We start from the raw sequence: 19,059 nt of genomic DNA, 5'->3' as shown, positions 1-19,059 counted from the left end.
GATGTCACGCCGCCGCGCGGAACATCGGAGCACCATACCCCTGTAGGGTATGGTGCTCCGTGAGTCTTTACCGAGGAAAGCGTGTTGTCGACGGCGGAGAAGGTGACAGCGCCCATGCCACACGAAGACCGGGAAAGTTCCGCACCCCGTGCCATACGTCTTGCCCGACGCGCGGCATCCGACCCGCTGGTCCGCATGGTGGCGGTGGCGCTCCTCCAGGCCGCTGCCGCGAGGTTGGAGCGCCCCGCCACCCGCGCATCCCCCGGGCGGGCCGGCTGCTGTGACACCGCGGTCGGCGGATGAGCCCACACCGTGGGCGGGGATGAGGAGCAGACCTCACGACTGGGCGGAAAAGCGCCGCAGCCGGAGCGAGTTGCCGACCACGGAGACCGACGAGAATGCCATCGCGGCGCCCGCGATCATCGGGTTCAGCAGGCCCGCCGCGGCCAGCGGCAGCGCGGTCACGTTGTAGAGGAAGGCCCAGAAGAGGTTGGAGTGGATCGTCCCGAGCGTCTTGCGCGAGAGACGGATGGCATCCGCCGCCGTTCGCAGATCGCCTCGCACGAGGGTGAGGTCGCTCGCCTCGATGGCCGCGTCCGTCCCCGTCCCCATGGCCAGGCCGAGGTCGGCCTGGGCGAGCGCGGCCGCGTCGTTGATGCCGTCACCCACCATGGCGACACTGTGGCCCTCGCCCTGCAGGCGCTTGACCACGTCCGCCTTGTCCTCGGGCATGACCTCGGCGATCACCTTGTCGATCCCGACCTCGGCCGCGACGGTGGCGGCCACCGCCTTGTTGTCGCCGGTGAGCAGGATCGGGGTGAGGCCGAGTGCACGCAGTCGGCTGATGGCCTCAGGGCTGGTCTCCTTGATGGCGTCTGCGACCTCCAGTACGGCCCGTGCCTCGCCGTCCCAGGCCACCACGATCGCGGTCCGCCCTGCGGCCTCCGCCTCCTCCTTGGCCCGTTCCATGTCGGTCGGCAGGCGGATCTCCCACTCCTCCAGCAGCTTTTGGCGACCCACGAGTACCGCGTGACCCTCGACGACGCCTTGAATGCCCAGACCGGCGACATTGGCGAAGTCCTCGGGGACCGGGAGCGCGCCGACCTTCTGTATGGCGCCCTCGGCGATGGCGCGGGCGATCGGATGCTCCGAGGCGTTCTCCACAGCGCCCGCCAGGCGCAGGACTTCGGTTTCGTCCTCCTCGGTCCGCACCGCGACCAGGGTCATCTGGCCGGTGGTGACGGTGCCGGTCTTGTCCAGTACGACGGTGTCGACCTTGCGGGCGGTCTCCAGAACCTCGGGCCCCTTGATGAGGATGCCCACCTGGGCGCCGCGGCCGGTGCCCACCATGATGGCCGTCGGAGTGGCAAGGCCCAGGGCACACGGGCAGGCGATGATCAACACGGCGACAGCGGCCGTGAACGCCGCCGTCAGACCGGCCCCGTTGCCGAGCCAGAAGCCGAACGTGCCCATCGCGAGGGCGATCACGATGGGGACGAAGACGGCCGAGATCCGGTCGGCGAGCCGCTGGGCCGCGGCCTTTCCGTTCTGCGCGTCCTCCACCAGCTTCGCCATCCGGGCGAGCTGGGTGTCGGCACCGACCCGGGTGGCCTCGACGACGAGCCGTCCACTGGTGTTCAGGGTGGCACCGGCGACGCTGTCCCCGACGACGACCTCCACCGGCATGGACTCCCCGGTGAGCATCGAGGCGTCGACGGCCGACGAGCCCTCGACCACCGTCCCGTCGGTGGCGATCTTTTCCCCGGGACGCACCAGGAAGCGGTCACCGGTGTGCAGGTCGGCGACGGGGATCGTGAACTCTCCCCCATCGCGCAGGACCGTGACCTCCTTGGCTCCGAGTTCGAGCAGGGCCCTGAGCGCCGCACCCGCCATCCGCTTGGACCGCGCCTCGAAGTAGCGTCCCGCCAGGATGAAGGCGGTGACGCCGGCGGCGGCCTCCAGATAGATGTTTCCGGCGCCGTCGCTGCGGGCGATCGTCAGCTCGAAGGCGTGCGTCATGCCGGGGGTGCCCGCGGTACCGAAGAACAGCGCCCACAGCGACCACAGGAACGCGGCCGAAGTCCCCACCGAGATCAGCGTGTCCATCGTCGCCGCACCGTGCCGGGCATTGATCCAGGCCGCGCGGTGGAAGGGCCAGGCCGCGTAGGTGACCACGGGGGCGGCCAGCGTCAGGGAGAGCCACTGCCAGTACTCGAACTGCAACGCGGGAACCATGGCCATCGCGATCACAGGCACCGCGAGGACCACGGTGGTCACCAGCCGCTGACGCAGGGGCCGCAGCTCGCCGGCCTCCTCCTCCGCCGCCCCCGCTTCCTCGGCGGCAGGGTCACTGCGCCGTGGGGCCGGCTGTTCGGCGGTGTAGCCGGTCGCCTCCACCGTGGCGATCAGATCGCTGACGGACACGCTCTCGCCGCGGTAGCTGACCTTCGCCTTCTCGGTCGCGTAGTTGACGGTCGCCTCGACCCCGTCCATGCGGTTGAGCCGCTTTTCGATCCGCGCCGCGCACGAAGCGCAGGTCATGCCACCGATGGCGAGTTCGACCTCGCCGGTTTCGGTGAGATTCGTCATCAATGCTCCTCAAGAGGGAAAGCTGGGCCCGCAACGGGGGTGTGCGGGCCCAGCAGCATGGAGGGGATCAGGCCGCGCGGCCGGTGAGCTCGTAGCCCGCCTCGTCGACGGCCTTCACGAACGCGGCGTCGTCGGGCTCCCCGCTGGTGGTGACGGCGACACGGCCGGCATCGACATCGACCTCGACGCCCAGCACGCCGTCGATCTCGCTGACGGCCTTGGTGACAGAGGACTTGCAGTGGCCACAGGTCATGCCCGTCACCGTGTAGACCGTCGAGACGCTGTCGGCCGCTGTGACCGTCGCGCTCTGCGTGGCACCGGTCGAGCAGCTTCCATCGGGCGTGCAGCAGTCGGACATGCTTCCTCCTGGGAATCACAGACATGACGAGGTCAATACCCCTTGGGGGTATCCGTACCCGACTATATACCCCCACCCCCTACCGCTGGCAAGTGAACCGGCCGCTCTTGTGTATACCCTAGTGGGGTATAAGCTCCGTCCGTGGCAGACACCGGATGACGCCCAAGGAGAACCCGATGAACACCCCCTTGAAAATCACTGCCTTCGCTGTGTCGCTCGCCGCCACCTTCGGAGCCGCCTATGGGGTGGGCGATGTGGTCGTTCCGATCGGCACCTCGACCGACTCCGCGGCCCACGCGGAACACGGAGGCGACAACACCCCGAAAAAGGAAGGCGAGCACGGCGAGCACACCGAGAGCGGCCGGAGCACGCCACCGGGCGGTCTGCAGGTCGCGGAGAACGGCTACAGCCTGGACCTGGAGACCCCGCGCATACCCGCGGAGAAGAAGTCCGACCTCCGGTTTTCCATCCGTGACAGCGCAGACCGGAAGGTCACCACCTTCAAGCGTGAACACGACAAGGAACTCCACCTGATCCTTGCCTCCCGGGACCTGGGCACCTTCCGGCATCTGCACCCCACCCGGTCACCGGGCGGCACCTGGAGCACCGAGGCCGACCTCCCCGCGGCCGGCACGTACCGGCTGTTCGCCGACTTCACCCCCGCCGCCAAGGGTGCCGAAGGGCTGACCCTGGGCACGGACCTCGCCGTTTCCGGCTCCTACCGCCCGGCCCCGCTGCCCGCACCCGCGAAGGTCGCCAAGGTCGACGGCTACACCGTCGCCCTCGACGGCCGGCTGCGTCCGGGGGCCGCGAGCGAACTCAAGCTGAAGGTCGCCAAGAACGGCCGCCCCGTCACCGACCTCGACCCCTACCTCGGCGCCTACGGCCACCTGGTGGCCCTGCGCTCAGGAGACCTCGCCTACCTGCACGTGCACCCCAACGGCACCCCCGGCGACGGCAAGACCAAGCCGGGCCCCACCATCTCCTTCAACGCGACCGCCCCCAGCGCGGGCACCTACCGGCTCTTCCTCGACTTCCAGCACCAGGGAAAGGTCCGCACGGCAAGCTTCACCGTCGAGGCCGACCGCAGCGCGCAAGAACCGGCCGAGAGCCGGAGCCCCGAAGGCCACGACGGCTCCGAAGGCGATCACCAGCACTGATCCTGGCGCCCGGGACACCGGCGTGGAGCCCCAGGCGGATCTGCCTGGGGCTCCACGCAAGGGGGTTTCGCAGGAAGCGCTAGGAGCGCACCAGCCGTGCGATGGCGTCGGACGCCTCCTTGAGCTTCTTGTCCCTCTCCTCGCCGCCCTCGGCGACGGCAGTGCTCACACAGGTGGCCATGTGCTCGTCCAGCATCTGCAGAGCGAACGACTGCAGGGCACGCGTCGTCGCCGACACCTGGGTGAGAATGTCGATGCAGTAGGTGTCCGTCTCCACCAGTCTCTGGAGGCCACGGACCTGACCCTCGATGCGGCGAAGCCGCATCATCACCTCGTCCTTGTGCGTCTTCTGGTTCTGGCCAGCCATGGCTCCTGGTCCTTCCTTCCCGGCCGGTGCCACAGCGCAGCGCGACCTCCCCCTAAAAGATACCCTCCGGCCGTATCGGAGCGTGCCCGCCGGAACAATACAAACCTGTCATGGGCACGTTACGGGGACCCGTGGGACGTCGGTCACGCGGCCGCCTCCCACCGGCTCAGCTCCTCGAACTCACCGGCCAGGTAACAGCGGCGCGCCATCCAGCGCTGCACCTTCCCGCTCGAGGTCTTGTGAATCGTCCGGGGCGGAATCAGCACCACCGCGTACGGAGGAACGCTGCACCCCAGGGAAACCGACCGGCGGATGTCGTCGACGATGTCCTGAGGGGGCCTCTCGCTGCCAGGATCCACCTCGTAGACCAGAACGAGACGTTCTGTTGATTTCTCCGCGTCCTCGATCGAGAACGCGGCGCCGCAGTTACGGCGGATTCCCGGAACCGAGTTCTCACAGGCCAGCTCGATGTCGGCAGGATGGTAGTTCCGGCCGTTGATCACGATCAGGTCCTTCATGCGGCCCGTCACGAACAGTTCGCCGTCCCGCAGGAAGCCGAGGTCGCCGGTGCGCAGGAAGGGGCCTTCCCCGGTCGCGGTCTTCTCCCCGAACGTCTCGGCGGACTCCGTGGGCCTGCGCCAGTAGCCCTCCGCGACGCTGGGCGAGGCGACCCAGATCTCGCCCACCTCGCCGCCGGCCAACGGCTCACGGGAGTCGGGGTCGACGATCAGCAGCCGAGTGTCGGGGCCGGGTCGCCCGCAGCCCACCAGCTCCCTCGACGGCTCGGACTCGACTGCCGGCCGGGCGCTTCCGTCGATGTCGAGGGGCTCGCTCGCGACCCGCACCGAGCGCCAGCCGTCCAACGGCGCACCGCCGGTCACGAACAGTGTCGCCTCGGCGAGCCCGTAGCACGGATAGAACGACTCGGCCCGGAAACCGCACGCACCGAATCGCTCGGCGAAGCGGGCCATGGTCTGCGCCCGCACCGGCTCGGCTCCGGTGAAGGTGACCTCGATGCTGGACAGGTCCAGCCCTTCGACGTGCGCGTCGGTCGCACGCCGCAGACACAGCTCGTACGCGAAGTTCGGCCCGCCGGTGATCGTCGCCCGATACCGCGAGACCATGCGCAGCCAGGACAGCGGCCGGCGAAGGAACGTCACCGGTGAGGTCAGGGTGGCGGGGATACCGAAGAACAGCGGGGTGAGGATGCCGCCGATCAGCCCCATGTCGTGATACGGAGGCAGCCACAGGGCGCCCGAACTGTCCGCGTGGATACCGAAACCACGCCCGATGTCACGGCAGTTGTCCATCAGCTTGGCGTGGGACAGCACGACGCCACGCGGCAGCGACGTCGAACCCGAGGTGTACTGCAGCAGCGCCGGCAGCCCCCGAGGAACTGCCGGCTCGATCCCCGCGCCCTCGCTGTCGAGCTCGTCCGTCGCCAATACCCGGGGAGCGTGCCCCAACGTGGTCTCGAGCCACTGCTCGATGAACGGCTTGATGTCCGTCGTGGTGAGAACGACGGCGGAGCCGGTGTCCTCGATGATTGCCGCGAGCCGCGGCAGCGTACGGGAAAGGCGCGTCGGATCCGGCGGGAAGGCCGGGACCGCGGGAACACCCGCGTAGAAGCAGCCGAACAGGCCGGCCAGATAGTCCAGGCCGGGCGCGAACAGCAGCAGCGCCGGATCATCCCGCCCTTCGGCCCGCTCGAGGAGCCCGGCCGCCACTGTCCGCGCCCGGGTATCGAGTTCGGCATAGGTGACTTCTTCGACCGTCTCGTCGTCGGCGACGAACCGGAATCCGACCACATCAGGTGACCGTGTCGCCCGCTCGCGCAGAGCGTGTGCGAAAGTCCCCGGTGCGCTCGTACCACTCCAGCCTGTACGTGTCATGGATGTTCTCCCCCGCGGTTCGGTTCTCGGATTCGGGAAAAGATCGGCAAGAGGATCAGGCCGGCGTCTGCACGTCGAGCGGCACCTCGATACGGCGGTCGATGCGGTCCTGGGCCCATGTCCGGGTGTCGATCAGCCACCAGCGCTCGACCTCGACCAGGTAGAGCCGGTGTGGAGCGGGCGACTGCAACAGCGACGCCGGAAGCTGCCACTCGGCGCGCTCCCGCGGGTCCGGGAACACGGTCTCGTAGAAGCGCGCGTAGTACTCGTCGAGCCGGTCGGGGGAGATCTCGGCGCAGCGGCCGGTGAACTGGGCGCCGTCGGCCGAGGAGATGGCCACGTCCGTGCCGGGGCTGTCGGCGATGAACAGGGAGCCACTCACCTGCGGCCGGGCACGGATGTGACGGCTGTGCCGGGAGCCGGTGGACGACCCGAAGACGAAACGCAGCGGGTCGGCGAACCAGACGTACTCCAGGGTGGCGACCCAGGGGCCGCCGCCCTCACCGACGGAGGCCAGGTTCAGATACCGGGCGGTGTCCAGCAGCCGCTTCGTCCTGACGGCCAGAATGTCGACTGTCACAGGCAGACCTTTCTCTGTCGTGGCGTGCGGTGACGGAAGAGGGCGCTGCTACGGCGCCGCTACGTGTGCCGCAGGTGGACGGGCAGCGCGAGGATGTCGTTGCCGATGAAGGTCTGGCCGGGCTGGACATGCTCGGGTGCGACGGCCAGGGCGAGGTCCGGGAAGCGGTCGAACAGTGCGGGCAGGGCCACCTTGGCCTCGAGTCGCGCGAGGTGCGAGCCGGGGCAGAAGTGGGCGCCGAGCCCGAAGGCGAGATGGTCCTTGTCCTCGCGGTCGACGTCGAACGCCTCGGGGTCCTCGTGCACACCCGGGTCCCGCCCGTGGGCCCCGTAGCAGATCAGGATCGCGTCACCGGCGCGGATCACGACCCCTTCACCGAGGTCGATGTCCTCCGTCGCCCAGCGCATCGGCAGATGCATGACCGGACAGTGGACGCGGAGGGATTCCTCGATCGCGTCGTCCCACCGTCCGGGGTCGGCCCGCAGGAGGCCGAGTTGGTCGGGCCGCGCGAGGAGTTCGCGGACCGTGTGGTCGATGAGGTTGATGGTGGTCTGGCTTCCCCCACCGATCATCAGGAGCAGCGTCGAGATCAGCTCGTGGGTGCTCAGGGGCGCTTCGCCGGTCTCCCGCGCCGCGATCAGGAAGCTGGTCAGGTCGTCGTCCGGCGTGCGCAGTTTGGTCTCGATCAGCACGTGCATCGCCGCTTCGAGGTCCTGGTAGACGGCGACGGACTCCTCCTCGGGCACATCGGTCATGGCGACGATGCGGAAGGCACGGAGCACTTCGGGCCGCTGGTCCTCGGGCACACCGAAGAGGTCGCATATCACCCGGGTGGGAACCCGGTAGGAGAACTCCTTGTGCAGGTCCACGGTTTCGCCACCGGACCGCTTTTCGAGGTCGTGGAGGAGTTCGGCGACGATCGCCTCGATTTGGGGACGGAGCTTCTCCACGCGGCGGGGGGTGAACGCCGGGGTGATCAGCTTCCGCAGCCGCGCGTGAGCGCTGCCGTCCGTGGTGGCCATGGACTCCACGTCGACCCATGGGGAGAGCCAGGGCACGGACCCGGGCACATAGGTGGGAACGGTCTCCTTCAGGTTCCGGGACACACCCGGGTGCGTCAGGAGGCGCCTGACGACATCACCCCGTGATACCGACCAGGCCCCGACGCCTTCGGGCAGTTGCACGGGGACAGCGGGCCCCGATTCCCGCAGATGTGTCACCTGTTCGTACATGCACTTTCCGCCGGCGCTCTTGATCGTCTCGACGGTGTCTGCGCTGAAACCGATCATTACGTGCCTCCCATGAGGGGGTGAAGGCGGCGACTGGTGCAGCTGCATGGCTGTCCCAGCCGCCGCCTCCGGTCCACTGATCTGTTGTCGTCCGTCCTTACTTCGAGCCGCCACCGGCGGACGCGACCGACTCGGCCGCGTCCGCCTCACCACCCTGCGACCCCGGCGCGGCGGCGCCGGTCGGGGGCACATGGCGGAGCGTGAGGGCGGCGATGATCGCTCCGGCCGCGGCGATCACGGCCGCGGTGGCCGACCCGATGCTGAGCCCCCTGGCGAAGGCGTCCTTCGTCACGCGCAGCAGTGGATCGGCGAGGTGGTCGGGAAGGTGCTGCGCGGCGGCGACGGCGCCGGAGAGGTTCTCCTCGGCGGCCGCCTTGTCCTTGGCGGGCAGGCCCTCGGGCAGCTTGCCGACGAGCCCGCTGCTGTAGGCGGCGGTGCCGATGCTGCCGACGATCGCGACACCCAGCGAGATGCCGAGGTCGTTGACGGTGGAGGCGAGTCCGCCGGCGGCGCCTGCCTTCTCCGGCGGGACCGAGCTGACCACCAGGTCGGTGGTGAGGGCCATGGACGGGGAGACCGCCGGGTAGAGAACGACGAAGCCCGCGATGAGCATCGGCAGGCCGGTCGCGCTGTCGACCTGGGTGAACAGCAGGTAGCCGATCACCTGCACGGCCAGGCCGGTGGCGATGACGTAACCCGGGCGCACCCTGCGGGCGATGACCGGCGACAGGGTGGCGACGGCGATCAGCACGAGGGCCGCGGGAAGGATCGCGAACCCGGTCCGGAGGGGCGACAGGTCCTTCACCTGCTGCAGGAACTGCGTGAACATCAGGTACACGCCGCCGAGGCCGGTGGCCGCCAGGATGAACACGCCGAGCGCCCCGCCGACGGTCCGGTTGGTGAACAGGCGCACGTCCAACAGAGGTTCCTGGGAGCGGAGTTGGCGGAGGATGAAGCAGCCTCCCAGGGCCAGCCCGATCACGATGCCTGCGGTCGAGAGCATCGGCGAGTCACTGGTGGCGAACGACTTGATGCCGTAGATGAGCGGCAGCAGGGTCGTCAGCAGCAGCGCCGCGCTGAACAGGTCGAGCTTGCTGCCCTGGGTGCGCTGGTGACGCGGCAGCAGCAACGGCCCGCCGATCACCACGATGGCCATCACCGGGACCGCGACCAGGAGCGTCGCCCGCCAGGAGAAGGCCTCGAGAAGCAGTCCGGCCAGCAGCGGGCCCAGCGCGACACCGCCGGAGATGGCGGCCGCCCAGGTGCCGATGGCGACACCGCGCTGCTTGGGGTCATGGAACATCGAGAAGATCAGGCCGAGCGTCGCCGGCATCTGCATGGCCGCCGCGACGCCGAGCACGGCACGCCAGACGATCATCATCACGGGCGAGTCCGCCATCGCGGCCAGCACGGAGAAGATGCCGAAGAGAGCGGCTCCGGCCACCAGGAGGTTCCTGTGCCCGAAGCGGTCGGCCACGGTCCCCATCAGGACGAGAAGGCTTGCCATGAGGAAGCCGTAGATGTCCAGGATCCACAGCGTCTCGGTGCTGCTGGGTTTCAGGTCGGCGGCGAGATACGGGCTGGCCAGGAACAAGATGGTCAGCATCATGAACAGGAGCAGGGCGGGCAGGACCAACAGGCCCAGCGCCGCCCACTCCTTGCTCCCGGCACGTGGTGGGGGGGTTCCGGCCGAGGACATCGGCACTCCTCTCCTCATTGGCGCCGGCGACACACCGGCGCTCGAGGCATCGATCGATTGCGGGGCAATACCCCTACGGGGTAGGCGTAGGAACATACGGATGGGGGGTATGTCTGTCAAGCGAACACCCCTTCGCCACGCGCCCGTTGACCTCAGCCGATGTCCAACCCCTGGGCGAGGCAGTTCCAGAACTCGCCCTCCAACGCGTGCACGATCCGGGCGCAGCGAACAGCGGCAGCCGGATCGTCCCCGCCGGCCAGTCCCGTCTCGAGCGTGACCGCCGCCTGGTCCAGAACGGGCTGGGGCGTCTCCGCGAAGAACCGGAAGTGACCGAGCGCCTCCTCCGCGAACCCGTACCGGGCGACCAGCGCGTCGGCCACCCGCGTGTACGTCTCGCCGGACTCCCGCGCGTTCACCAGCAGCGCCAGGGCGACGTCGCTGGAGGCACCGCACAGCGCGGACTGCGACAGGAACGCCGGATACGCCTGCGCCAGCGGCCACGGTTCGTGGCCACGCAGCTCCTCGGCGCCCATCCCCAGCGCGGCCGCGAAATCCATGAGGAGTTCCAGCGCCTGTCCTCCGCTCTGCGCCAGGGTCAGGTACAGATCCCCGGCGGGAGGAGAGGGAAAGCGCGAAGCCAGCAAGGCGAAGCTGCGTCGGTCGCTGGCCACGAGGTAGGACAGCTCTCCGGCAAGCCGGCCGAGCCGTTCCTTGGGGACATGGCCGCCCTCCAGCAATGCGACGAACCGGTTGGGAACCTTCTGCCGCGCCGTCTGCTGCCGCGCCGAGAGGAGGACTTCAGTGGTGGTCTTCACGGGGCTTCCCCTTCTGGTGCGTGGGCGGCCTCCCGGGCACGGGACGCCGGCGGGACGACTCGCCGCAGGTTCGGTCCCTTCGCGGGTCCGTGCCTCGTCTCGGCGATCCACGGGCCGTCGGTGGAGGGGTCGACCACGCCCTCTTCGAGCCAGGCGCAGTGACCGCGCATCACACGCTGGGCCACGTCGCGGTCTTCGTCGTCGGTGTTGTCGTCGAGCCGGTGGAGGAGTTCCTCGATGCGCAGCCGGGCCTGGTGGCAGAAGGCATCGGCCAGCGCGGTCGTGGTGTCACCGACGCCGTCGAGCGCGGCCGCGTAGACGCAACTCGTGCTCATCGCGTACAACTCGGCGCCGATGTCGACGATCCGGCCGAGGAACCTCTGACGCTCTGGTCCGCTGTCCGGCCCGTCCGCGACGAGAGCCAGCTGATGTGCCAGGTGTCCGGAGATCCGCTCGACGAACGCGAGGTGCGTGCCCAAAGCACCCTCCACGGAGTCGGCGGAGGGGCGCCCGCCACCGGAAGGTTCGGCCGTACGGGTCTGTGCCGCGCGGTGCGACGCGAGGAGATCCTGGGCCAGGAAATCGCGCAGCGCCTCGCTGGATCCGTCGAAGATGCGGCCGACCCGGACATCACGCAGCAACTGCTCGACCGGGATTCCCTTCTCGCCGCGTGTGATCGCCGAATCGGCCCTCTCGTACCCGCGGCCGCCCCGTATCTGGACGAGTTCGTCCGCGACCGTGCAGACCTTCTCCGTGGCGAACAGCTTGGCGAGCTCCGCATCGAGCCGGGTGTCGCTGTCACCCTGCTCCGCCAGCCGGCCGGTGACCTCGACCATCGCCTCGAGGGCGAACGCGGTGGCGGCGATGAACGCCAGCTTGCCGGCGACCGCGTCCAGCTCGCCGATGGGCCGGTCCCACTGGACGCGGGTCGTGCTCCACCGGCGTGCCACCGACAGGCTCCACTTCGCCGCGGCCGCGGACACGGCCGGCAGGGAGAGACGTCCGGTGTCCTGGGCGGCGAGAGCGATGTCCAGCCCCGCGCCGACCTCGCCGATCCGGTTGCCCGCGGGGACGGCGACGCGGTGCAGGCGGATGCAGCCGTTCTCCAGCCCCCGCAGGCCGAGGAAGGAGCTGCGGTGCTCGACCGTCACCCCCGGCGAGTCGGCCTCGACGATGAACGCCGTCATGCCCCCGGCGTCCCGGTCCGAAGGGGCGACGACGGCCAGGACGACCAAGAGGTCGGCGATGACCCCGTTGGTGATCCATGTCTTCACGCCGTCGAGGAGGTAGCCGTCCGAGGCCGGGTCCTGGACGGCGGTGGTGTGCATGCGGAACGGGTCGTTGCCGATGTCGGGCTCGGTGAGAGCGAACGCCGAGATCTCCCTGACGCACCGGGGAAGGAACTCCCGCCTTTGCTCATCGGTCCCGAACAGGAGGAGTGGCTGGGCAAGGCCGATCGCCTGGTGCGCCGCGAGCAGCTCGCTCAGTGCCGGGTGGGTCGTGCTGGTGAGCATCAGAGCGCGGTGATAGCAACGGGAGGACAGCCCCTGCCCACCGTACTGCCGGGGGATCTTGATGCTCAGCGCCCCGAGATCCTTGAGCTTTTCGATGATGTGGTCGGGGATCCGGTCCGTGTTCTCGATCTCCGCGCTGTCCACGTCCTGCTCGCAGAACGCACGGAGCCGGGACAGGAACTGCTCCTCCACGGGGTCCAGACGGCGTGGGTCGCCCCCGGGCAGGGCGAGAAGATCGGTCCTCACTCTGCCCAGGAACAACTCGCCCGTGAACCCCGGCCGCCTCGGAGACGAGGACTCCGGCTGATCCACCTGGCGGTCCGCCACGGGTTCCGCCGTCATGCGGCGGCCGTGGGGACGGCCTGGATGATCGACAAGGGTCCGGCGTCCCTGTCGCCGACCGACCGCACCGTGAAGCCGGTCTCCTCGAGCATCGCGCGGAACTCGCTCTCGGTCCGCTCGCGTCCCCCGGTCGTCACCATCATGTTGACGTCGGTGAGGAACATGACCGGTGCGCTGGTGTCGGCGGTCTCCGGAAGCACGGTGGCGACGATCAGCAGCGTGGCGGACCCGGGCATATGGGCGCGGCAGGTCCGCAGGATGGCGCGGGACTCCTCGTCGCCCCAGTCCTGGAACACGCTCTTGATGAGGTAGATGTCGCCGTCGCCCGGGACGGACCGGAAGAAGTCGCCGGCCTGGGCCTCGCACCGGTCCGTGAGGCCGGCCTTGCTCAGCGTCGCGGGCGCCTCCGCCACACCGCTGGCACTGTCGAAAACGATGCCCCGCAGCCCGGGACGGTCGCGCAGGATCGCAGTGAGGAGGGTGCCGTCGCCGCCACCGAGGTCCACCACCGTCCCGGTTTCCGGGAAGTCGTACCCCGAGGCGATGTGCTCGGCCGCGTGCCTGGACTCCTCGCTCATCGCCTCGTTGAACAGCATGCTCGTCTCGGGATGCCGACCCAGGTAGTCGTAGACCCCGGTCCCGTAGGTGTGGTCGAAGGCGCGCTCGCCACTGGAAATGGTGTGGTGCAGACCCTGCCACGAGGTGAAGAAGAGCGGGTCGCAGAACATCCGGGCGAAGTTCTTCAGCGAGTCCGGGGAATCGGCCCGCAGCTGGGAGCCGATGTCGGTCAGCGCGAAACGTCCCGGCTCCGGCTCCGCCACGATCCCGCCGGCGACCAGCAGCCGCAGCAGCCGCCGCAGTGACGGCTCGTGCGTCTGGGTCTCGGCGGCGAGTTCGCCGCAGTGGCGGGACCCCGTGCCGATGAGGTCGGCGAGGCCGAGTTCCGCGGCCACCCCGATCGAGTGCGCGATCATGTAACCGCCGATCCGCTCGATCAGGGCCGCGCGCAGGTTCAACGTGCGGGTCGACAGCGCGCTGTGCGCAGTTGTGCTGCTCATGGGTCGTACTCCTTGTCGTCGGTGCCGCTCGTGATGCGTCGAAGAGGGGCGTCAGAGACTCGCGTCGGTGAGCCGGTGCCTGACCCATACGTTGGGTTCGACGTACACCGCGCAGTCGTGCTCGAGACTCACGGTCAAAGGCGTCAGCGCTCCGGGCACTGCCACCGGACCGCTGGTGTCCAGAGGCAGGCCGGTCCACTCGCGCCACTGGGCGAGGCTTCCGGAGATGGTCATGGACGCCGGACATATCTTCAGCACCTCGCCGCCGGCCCTGACATGGACGCGCAGCCAGGGGTCCGCCGGCAGGCCATCGGGCCGGAGTGAGGCGAGGTATTCGTCCATCGGCTGTTCGGGATGTTCGTGCTTGCGGCTGGGACGGACGGGGCTCACGACATCGCGGAACCCCTTCCGTCGCGCGTGTTCGGTGACGGCCCGCAGCACACTTGCGGACAGGTTGCGCGACTGGTGGCCGGGGAGGACGGCGATCTCCAGCGCGCACAGCGTGGTGAATTCCCGGCCCGCGTACGTGTCGGACAGGCACTGCCGAAGTGCCTCGTCCCACCCGGTGTCGGGCAGCTGACCGGGGTCGCCGTCCCAGGCGAGAGCCACCCCGGCGGCGCGGGCGATGACCTGCTCCCGCTCGTCGACCACGACGAGCTGGTGTTCCTTATGCCGGTCGAAGGCCCAGTCGACGAGCAGGCCATCGGGGCGGATGTAGGCCGGCCACGACGACTCCATCGAGATCATGGCCTCTTCCAGGTCGGGCCTCTCCGCGAGGCTGACCACCTGCGGATCCTTGACGGTGATGGACACGGCATGTCTCCCAGGGGCAGGCACGGGTGGGGTGAGCTCAGTCGGCGAGGCGGCCGGCGGGCAGCTTCTGCGTGGCGAGCGGGCGGTTCTCGTCGCGGGTGGCCAGCAGATCGAGATAGCGGCACCTGGGCAGGGGGCGGGCACCGACGAGCCGGGCATGGTCGCCGTCGCGCTGGACGTCGATCGCGAGCCCGCCGGCCTCGGCGAAGCGGCGCGTCAGGTCGGCCACCGCCGTCTTGCCCGCCCCGCTGCGCAGCGTGAACTGGGAGTCGGCGCTGAACACCGCCCCGGCCCTGATGCCGAAGGTCCCGCCGATCAGTTCGTCGCCGTCCCAGACCTCGACGCTGTGGGCGTGCCCTTGCCCGTGCAGAAGGCACAGGCTCCGCAGCAGCTCGTCGGTCAACCACCGCTGTACGCGGCCGACCCGGCACTGACGCACCACCTCTTCGAAGCAGGCGTCCGCTGTCGTGGTCCAGTCCGCCCTGTTGCGCAGTTGCTGGCGCAGGCTGCGTTGGATGCGGGCCTGGTCCACAAGAATCACGGGCCGCGGGTCCGGGGACCACCATGAGATCGAAAAGGGGTCCGCGCAGCCGGGCACCGCTTTCACCCGCCCGGCTTCGACCTCGGCCTCATAGGTGAATTCATTGACGAATGCCGCTTCAGCCGTGTCAACCGGAAAGGGGTACAGGCCCCGCCGGTAGGCGGCAAGAAGGTTCTGAGGAGCGAGGTCCCCGCCGAAGGCGATGGGGTGTTCAGCGGGTCCCGCGCCGACATCCACCGCATCCCATATCGATGCGGTCCGATCCTGTGTCCGGATCATGTCTGCCTCACAGGAAGTCGATGGAGGTCAGGTATGCGATGTAACGGTCGAGCATCGCGCTGTCCACGGGGGGAATGTCGATTCCGCTGCCGCGCAACGCGGCCTTCACGTTCTCCTGCGAGAAGGTGGGAAACGTTGTTTCGAGGTACATCTCGGCAACGCTCATGGTGCCGCTGGAGCACCGGTCGATGAAGAGCGGCGCGAAAGGCGTCATGGGGTGGTCCGGCTCTTCCACGGCAGTCGTCACGATGCGCTCCAGCCACTCTTCCCAGGGGACTTCGCGAATCGTGTGGCCGTGGGCGCGAAGCCTCTCGGCAAGGAGCGAGATATTCACCTTGCCGGGATTGGTCAGGTGGTAGACCTCCCCGGCGGGCAGGCGGTTCGAGGCGATGTGCAGCAGCGCCGCCGCAAAGCAGTCCACTGGCGTGTAGTCCAGGGGAAGTTCGGCGATGGGCGAGGTCCCGGTGTCGACGACGAACCGCTTCATCGCGCACATCTCGGTCGCGGTGTTCCAGGCACCGGTCGTCCGGTCGCCGGAAATGTCCGCGGCACGGTAGATGGCGACCGGGAGGCCCTCCGCGGCAGCGTTCTGAAGAAGCGCCTCGGCGACCCATTTGCTTTCCACGTAGCCGACGGAAAGATGGTCGGCGTGGGCGAGCGGCGTCTCTTCGGTGACGTGCCGGACCCCGGCGGTGCCGAAGCCGGAGACGACCGCCATGGTGGAGACGTAGTGGACGGGGATGTTCCGGTAGCGGCCGGCCATTCGGATGATCTCCCGGGTGCCCTCGACGTTCGCCGGGCGCATGTGGGAGTACGGGTAGATGAAGTTGACCAGCCCACCAGGGTGATGGATGACGTCGATGACCTGGGCGAGGTGGTCGAACTCCGCATCCGGCAGTCCGAACTGCGGCTCGCCCAGGTCGCCGGGAACAGCTACTATCCGTCCCTCGGCCCCATACGACTCCAGGCCGTCCTTCAGGTAGTGCAGTGCGTTGTCCTTGATGCGTTCCCTCGCCTGGTCGGCATCCGCGGCGCGTACGAGGCAGTGCACGGTGGCGCTGGTGGTCGTCAGGAGTTCACGCAGCAGATAGATCCCGAGGAACCCCGTCGCGCCGGTGAGGAATACGTGGGAGGGGTCCGCCCATGAGGGGGAACCCGTCGGCTGCCGCTGGATCGGCACCCCGACAGCCGTGTCGGCCTCGAGGTCGGCGTGCGACGCGCTGTCGGCGTCGAGGGTGCCGGCCCGGGCCGACTCCACTGCCGACGCGAAACTCCGCAGGGTCGCGTGCTCGAGAAGGAGCCGGATGAGAGGGCGGACCTGTGTGATCAGGATGCCGAGTGAGGCCCGTACCTTGGCGAGCAGTTCGGCCGCCAGAATCGAATTCCCACCGAGGTTGAAGAAGTTGTCGTCGGGCGCGACCGATTCCACGTCGAGCACCTGGCACCACAATCCCGCGACAGCGCGCTCGACCATGCTCGCGGCCGGAACGTCGTTGTCGGCCCTGGGCGCGCCGGCGGGTTCCTGCGACGGGTCGGGCAGCGCGGCAAGGTCGATCTTGCCGTTCGTCGTCATCGGCATCGTGTCCAGCTGGATGAATTGCGCCGGGATCATGAACGTGGGCAGTCGGCCGGCGGCGAAGGCGCGCAGCTCGACCGGTTCGAGCCGGTGCGGGGAGCCGCTCGCGGTGAAGTAGGCGGCGACTTGCAGCTCACCCCTGGCGCTGAAGGCCGTCACCGCGACGTCGTCGATGAGATGGTGCGCCGACAGGGTCGCCTCGATCTCGGCCGGCTCCACGCGGAATCCATGGATCTTGATCTGCCTGTCGGCCCGTCCGACAACCTCGAGTTCACCCTCCGCCGTCCAGCGGCCGACGTCGCCGGTGCGGTACACGCGCGTCGTTTCGCCCTCCGGCCCGGGCAGGTCGAGGAAGCGGTCCTTGGCCGGGGTCTGCTCGGCGAGGTAGCCCTGGGCGACGCCGGGCCCGCCGATGTATATCTCTCCGCGCTGCTGGGGCGGGACCGGCTTCATGTCCTGGTCCAGCACGTGAACGGCGGTCTGCGGCAGTGGCCGTCCGATGGGCGCCGGTCCCTGGGGAGAGAGCGACTTCGGGGTGATCTCCATCGTGCACGACGTGATCGTCGTTTCGGTCAGCCCGTAGGCGTTGACGAGCCGGGAGTCCGGCATGAGGCGCAGTGCGGCGGCGCAGTCGGCGGCATGCACCGCGCTGCCACCGACGATCGTGAGCCGGACCGGCAACTCGGTCGGGCTTTGTGCGAGTTCGGCGAGGAACGACCGCCAGTAGGGCGGGGTCAAGTCCATGACGGTTACGCCGAGTGCCGCGAGCCTGTGCGGCAGTTCGCTCGGTGCCCAGTTGTACTCGGGCAGGACGAGCGTCGCACCGTGGACCAGTGTGACCAGGATCTGTTCGATGGAGGTGTCGAAGGAGAGCGCGGCAAACTGCAGGACGCGGTCGTCCGGACCGATGCCGTACCGCTCGTTCACGTTCTGGCAGAGGTAGCCGAGCGAAGCGTGGCTCACCTGCACGCCCTTCGGCGTGCCGGAGGATCCTGAGGTGTAGACGATGTAGGCGGTGTCCGAGGCGTCAACGGTGACGCCCGGCAGGCCGGTGGGCGGCCCGGCGGCGGTGTCGGCGGCCGCGCCGAGAAGCGGCACCGGGAGGCCGGCGAAGCGGTCTTCGTGCTCGGATCGGGTGACGACGGCGGCGCAGCCGGTCTCCTTGACGTAGGTGGCGAGCCGGTCGTCCGGAACCCCGGGCTCCACCGGCAGGTACGTCGCCCCTGCCTTGAGGGTCGCAAGGAGCGACACGATCAGGTCGATCGAACGCTCGAGATGGGTCATGACGACGGATCCGCGTCCGACCCCGAGATCCTGGAATCTGTGAGCGAGCAGGTTCGCACGCTCGTCGAGTTCGGTGTAGCTGATCCGGTGGCCGTCGTGCTCCACTGCTGTCGCGTTCCGTCGCGCCGCCGCCACGGCGGCGAAACGATTCTGCGCGAACAACTTCCCGGTCAAGTCCATGAGTCCTCTGCTCCATTGCGGATGTGGAGAACGCTGACGGGATCGTCAACGTGCTTGCGGACGTGGTGAACCGCACGCCGGAGAATGCGCTGACTCCGGAGTGTGAATAGAGGAACGAAGGTGTTCGGCTGGGCGCGGCCGGACATCAGGTGAATACCGGACCCCGCCTGCTCTTCAGCTGAGAATTGCCGCTACGAGTTCGACTGCTCGCTCAGGGGACTGACCGGCGACGCGATCGCCGCGTTCGCACGGTGGATTGATGCGCAGGTTCTCGCAGGCTCTCGGCATGACTGGTTCATGCGTGATCTATTCCCCCATTGTTGTGCCTACCGACATCGCCGCGTCGGCGAACGGCGAAGACTTCCCGTACGGCCGCGCTTCACCGGAATGGATGGCCCCGCTCGCTCCACTGGGCAATCAGCCAGGGCCGTCGCTTGCACTGTTGCGGTTGATGTCACCGCATCGAACGCCGTTGAGGAAACCCCATGGGGGTAGCCCGTGTCAATGGTGTCCGATGAGCGGGGCGCATCGAGAGAACTCACTGTGGAGAAACGGTGCATGGACCGGCAACCGCCCCCGCCCGCTGGGATGCCGGCACCCACGGAGCCCACCCCGCGCCTGGCGCGTATTCGTGTTTTCGGCGCCTGAGCTGGCGTATCACGATAAGGGGAGTCGGACATTCCGCATGCGAAATCGCCCAGACCGCGCCCCTTGAAGAGGAAC

The 19,059-nt window shown here is 68.7% G+C and carries 14 protein-coding genes; 1 reads left to right on the top strand and 13 read right to left on the bottom strand.

The genetic code is table 11. The annotated features are described in order from the left end of the window. Nucleotides 1–336 precede the first annotated feature (336 nt). Together ACH4SI_RS01135 and ACH4SI_RS01130 are read right to left on the bottom strand one after the other, a co-directional pair. Complete coding sequence (locus ACH4SI_RS01135; protein ID WP_398291187.1) at nt 337–2,589, bottom strand: heavy metal translocating P-type ATPase; 2,253 nt, start codon at nt 2,587–2,589, stop codon at nt 337–339. Between the two features lie 67 nt (nt 2,590–2,656). Beyond that, the gene (locus ACH4SI_RS01130) at nt 2,657–2,947 is read right to left on the bottom strand and encodes a heavy-metal-associated domain-containing protein (protein ID WP_398291185.1); all 291 of its coding nucleotides are present in this window, start codon (nt 2,945–2,947) and stop codon (nt 2,657–2,659) included. Between the two features lie 176 nt (nt 2,948–3,123). Here ACH4SI_RS01130 and ACH4SI_RS01125 point away from each other — a divergent pair, with 176 nt between their 5' ends. Continuing rightward, the gene (locus ACH4SI_RS01125) at nt 3,124–4,107 is read left to right on the top strand and encodes a hypothetical protein (protein ID WP_398291183.1); all 984 of its coding nucleotides are present in this window, start codon (nt 3,124–3,126) and stop codon (nt 4,105–4,107) included. A 79-nt stretch (nt 4,108–4,186) separates the two neighbouring features. On the opposite strand, the gene ACH4SI_RS01120 is transcribed toward ACH4SI_RS01125, so the two are convergent. The 11 genes from ACH4SI_RS01120 to ACH4SI_RS01070 form a co-directional block, all read right to left on the bottom strand. After that, nucleotides 4,187–4,474 carry a metal-sensitive transcriptional regulator gene (locus ACH4SI_RS01120; protein ID WP_398291181.1) on the bottom strand — a complete coding sequence of 96 codons (288 nt, stop codon included), beginning with the start codon at nt 4,472–4,474 and terminating at the stop codon, nt 4,187–4,189. A 143-nt stretch (nt 4,475–4,617) separates the two neighbouring features. Beyond that, on the bottom strand, nt 4,618–6,366 hold the full coding sequence (locus ACH4SI_RS01115; protein ID WP_398291179.1) for a fatty acyl-AMP ligase: 1,749 nt from the start codon (nt 6,364–6,366) through the stop codon (nt 4,618–4,620). A gap of 55 nt (nt 6,367–6,421) precedes the next feature. Beyond that, nucleotides 6,422–6,946, bottom strand: coding sequence for a pyridoxamine 5'-phosphate oxidase family protein (locus tag ACH4SI_RS01110; protein WP_398291177.1), 525 nt, complete (start codon nt 6,944–6,946; stop codon nt 6,422–6,424). A gap of 59 nt (nt 6,947–7,005) precedes the next feature. Next, entirely contained in the window at nt 7,006–8,052 is a 1,047-nt protein-coding gene (locus ACH4SI_RS01105) for a cytochrome P450 (RefSeq protein WP_398291175.1), read from the bottom strand. Nucleotides 8,053–8,332: 280 nt separating this feature from the next. Then, nucleotides 8,333–9,934 carry an MFS transporter gene (locus ACH4SI_RS01100; RefSeq protein ID WP_398291173.1) on the bottom strand — a complete coding sequence of 534 codons (1,602 nt, stop codon included), beginning with the start codon at nt 9,932–9,934 and terminating at the stop codon, nt 8,333–8,335. 152 nt (nt 9,935–10,086) lie between these two features. Continuing rightward, the gene (locus tag ACH4SI_RS01095; RefSeq protein WP_398291171.1) at nt 10,087–10,749 is read right to left on the bottom strand and encodes a hypothetical protein; all 663 of its coding nucleotides are present in this window, start codon (nt 10,747–10,749) and stop codon (nt 10,087–10,089) included. Then, complete coding sequence (locus ACH4SI_RS01090) at nt 10,746–12,605, bottom strand: acyl-CoA dehydrogenase family protein (protein ID WP_398291169.1); 1,860 nt, start codon at nt 12,603–12,605, stop codon at nt 10,746–10,748. The genes ACH4SI_RS01095 and ACH4SI_RS01090 overlap by 4 nt, the downstream gene beginning before the upstream one ends. Then, nucleotides 12,602–13,663: a methyltransferase gene (locus ACH4SI_RS01085; protein WP_398291167.1), complete on the bottom strand. Its 1,062-nt coding sequence runs from the start codon at nt 13,661–13,663 to the stop codon at nt 12,602–12,604. The genes ACH4SI_RS01090 and ACH4SI_RS01085 overlap by 4 nt, the downstream gene beginning before the upstream one ends. A gap of 51 nt (nt 13,664–13,714) precedes the next feature. Then, nucleotides 13,715–14,410, bottom strand: coding sequence for an N-acetyltransferase (locus tag ACH4SI_RS01080; RefSeq protein ID WP_398292289.1), 696 nt, complete (start codon nt 14,408–14,410; stop codon nt 13,715–13,717). A 103-nt stretch (nt 14,411–14,513) separates the two neighbouring features. Beyond that, nucleotides 14,514–15,296: a leucyl/phenylalanyl-tRNA--protein transferase gene (locus ACH4SI_RS01075; RefSeq protein ID WP_398291165.1), complete on the bottom strand. Its 783-nt coding sequence runs from the start codon at nt 15,294–15,296 to the stop codon at nt 14,514–14,516. A 7-nt stretch (nt 15,297–15,303) separates the two neighbouring features. Continuing rightward, nucleotides 15,304–18,336 (bottom strand): amino acid adenylation domain-containing protein, encoded by a 3,033-nt coding sequence (locus ACH4SI_RS01070; RefSeq protein WP_398291163.1) that lies wholly within the window; start codon nt 18,334–18,336, stop codon nt 15,304–15,306. Nucleotides 18,337–19,059: the final 723 nt, after the last annotated feature.

It is taken from the genome of Streptomyces sp. NPDC021212 (genome assembly GCF_044332925.1).
Lineage (GTDB): Bacteria > Actinomycetota > Actinomycetes > Streptomycetales > Streptomycetaceae > Streptomyces.
The sequence above is the reverse complement of the archived record's forward strand: the minus strand, read 5'-3'. Positions and strand labels throughout refer to the sequence as shown.

What these genes read in the sequence shown, in the direction of transcription:
- ACH4SI_RS01075 (WP_398291165.1), bottom strand. Translation starts at nt 15,296, where the DNA reads ATGATCCGGACACAGGATCGGACCGCATCGATATGGGATGCGGTGGAT.
- ACH4SI_RS01100 (WP_398291173.1), bottom strand. Translation starts at nt 9,934, where the DNA reads ATGTCCTCGGCCGGAACCCCCCCACCACGTGCCGGGAGCAAGGAGTGG.
- ACH4SI_RS01120 (WP_398291181.1), bottom strand. Translation starts at nt 4,474, where the DNA reads ATGGCTGGCCAGAACCAGAAGACGCACAAGGACGAGGTGATGATGCGG.
- ACH4SI_RS01125 (WP_398291183.1), top strand. Translation starts at nt 3,124, where the DNA reads ATGAACACCCCCTTGAAAATCACTGCCTTCGCTGTGTCGCTCGCCGCC.
- ACH4SI_RS01070 (WP_398291163.1), bottom strand. Translation starts at nt 18,336, where the DNA reads ATGGACTTGACCGGGAAGTTGTTCGCGCAGAATCGTTTCGCCGCCGTG.
- ACH4SI_RS01090 (WP_398291169.1), bottom strand. Translation starts at nt 12,605, where the DNA reads ATGACGGCGGAACCCGTGGCGGACCGCCAGGTGGATCAGCCGGAGTCC.
- ACH4SI_RS01085 (WP_398291167.1), bottom strand. Translation starts at nt 13,663, where the DNA reads ATGAGCAGCACAACTGCGCACAGCGCGCTGTCGACCCGCACGTTGAAC.
- ACH4SI_RS01135 (WP_398291187.1), bottom strand. Translation starts at nt 2,589, where the DNA reads ATGACGAATCTCACCGAAACCGGCGAGGTCGAACTCGCCATCGGTGGC.
- ACH4SI_RS01130 (WP_398291185.1), bottom strand. Translation starts at nt 2,947, where the DNA reads ATGTCCGACTGCTGCACGCCCGATGGAAGCTGCTCGACCGGTGCCACG.
- ACH4SI_RS01115 (WP_398291179.1), bottom strand. Translation starts at nt 6,366, where the DNA reads ATGACACGTACAGGCTGGAGTGGTACGAGCGCACCGGGGACTTTCGCA.
- ACH4SI_RS01080 (WP_398292289.1), bottom strand. Translation starts at nt 14,410, where the DNA reads ATGATCTCGATGGAGTCGTCGTGGCCGGCCTACATCCGCCCCGATGGC.